We start from the raw sequence: 1,828 nt of genomic DNA, 5'->3' as shown, positions 1-1,828 counted from the left end.
GAAATAACGCCACATTCGCAACGACTAATGCCCGTTAGCGCGGTGTTTGCAGCCAGATCGCGCCTATTCATGATCGCCAATAATAAATTAGCGATGAAGGGAACGGAGGCCAGCAATCGGGAAATTGCACTGCCGCAAAGCGGAAATTCATTTCATCCCGATAGAGCTCATAATCAACAATAATGAATAAAATCATTAATTTAAAAGCTGGCCCGCTAATTGCTTATGTCATGCATTCTCCTTCCTACAGAAACCGTCATGGCAGTTATAAACTGGAACATTGTTGATCGCGTTATTTTCATCAATTTGAAGAAACGCAAAGACCGATTAACCCGCATCACTAAACAACTTAAAAAGTTGGGTCTAACCGCTGAAAAAATCATTCGTCTGGATGCGATTAAACATGAAAAGGGCTACATCGGCTGCACGCAATCGCATATTGCCGCGCTGGAGATGGCACGCGATTACGGCTGGGAGCGGGTGCTGATTCTGGAAGATGACTTCAGCTTTGATGAAAACCAGGCGAATTATGACAATCTCAACCGCTACTTTGCCGCCCTGCCGCAAATCAACTGGCAAGTGGCTTTTCTGGCGGCCAATTATCGCCGCGTCACGCCGCTGAAAAGCGTGGACTATATCGTGCGCGCTAATTTAGCGTGGTGCGCCTGCGCGTATATCGTCAATCAGCGCTATTACGCCACGCTGATTGATAACTTTCGCGCAGCGCTGCAGGCACAATTGCAAGGTGGCACGCAGGCACAATATGCCCTTGATGTGCACTGGAATAGCCTGATGCAGCAGGATCTGTGGCTGGGCATGTTCCCCAACGCCGGTGCACAACGGCTCGACAAAAGCGATATCGAAAATAGAACGGTAGATTACCGCGCCCTCTTCAGAAAGCCGTTGAGTCAAATCGTTGCGCCCGCCAAATTCACGCCCTCCATTAGCGGTCAAATTAAGGTCGATTTTTACTTTCAGTGGCCGCCGGGTTGGACAAACTTTGAATCGGTAATTGAGGCGATGCAGGCTAATCCCGCCTTCGATTGCCGCATCGTAGTGGTGCCTTACCTGAACTGGAAAGCCAGCGATGTTAATGGCGATATTCAGCGTGAGATTCTGCGCGAAAGAGGGCTCGATTACACAGGTTTTGAAGATTATCAATTGGAGGAGCGTCAGCCGGATGTGGTGTTCTTGCAAAACCCTTACGACGAAGCGCGACCCGAAGCTTTCCGCAGCGACTACCTGCATGAGCGCGGCGTGAAAATCGCTTATATCCCTTATGCGCTCGACAGCGGTATCAGTGAAGAAGTCCAACTCTATCAATTTAATTTGCTGTGCCAGAATCTGGCGACGTGGATCTTTTCTCGTTCGGCGCGACATAAAGCGGAGTTTGGCATTCAGTGCAACGCGGGTAATCATCACGTCTATGTCACAGGTCATCCCAAGTTTGATCACTATCAGCGCCGCTTTCATCTCCACGACGCAAAGCCACCTGCAAAGATCAAAACGTTGCTGTGGACACCGCATTTTGTGTTGCCGGGTGAACGGAAAATGTCTACCACCTTCATGCTCTACGGCGCGGCTTTTTTAAAGCTAACTGAGCGTGATGATATTCATCTGATCATTCGTCCGCACCCCTTGCTGAGTCAGTGGATCGGTGAGGCTCATCCCACTGCGCGCAGCCTTTACCAGCAACTGCTCGACGCTGTTCAGCAGCGCGCCAATGTGGAGTGGGATAGCGGACATGATTACAAACAGACGTTTGCTCGCTCGGATGCGTTGCTCGCCGACGCGGGTTCATTCCTGTTCGAATATTTGCCGTCGAAAA

At 50.1% G+C, this 1,828-nt stretch carries 2 protein-coding genes; both read left to right on the top strand.

The window, feature by feature from the left end; all coding sequences use genetic code 11:
• Positions 1-183, top strand: a 183-nt coding sequence (locus tag RTY00_RS24435) for a hypothetical protein (RefSeq protein ID WP_312666698.1), incomplete at its 5' end; no start/stop codon positions are given.
• Positions 184-258: 75 nt separating this feature from the next.
• The coding region (locus tag RTY00_RS24430) for a glycosyl transferase (RefSeq protein WP_312666697.1) at positions 259-1,828 on the top strand (1,570 nt) is incomplete at its 3' end.

Origin of the sequence: Pantoea sp. CTOTU49201 (assembly GCF_032054795.1) — a bacterium.
Taxonomy (GTDB): Bacteria; Pseudomonadota; Gammaproteobacteria; order Enterobacterales; family Enterobacteriaceae; genus Pantoea; species Pantoea symbiotica.
The sequence above is the reverse complement of the archived record's forward strand: the minus strand, read 5'-3'. Positions and strand labels throughout refer to the sequence as shown.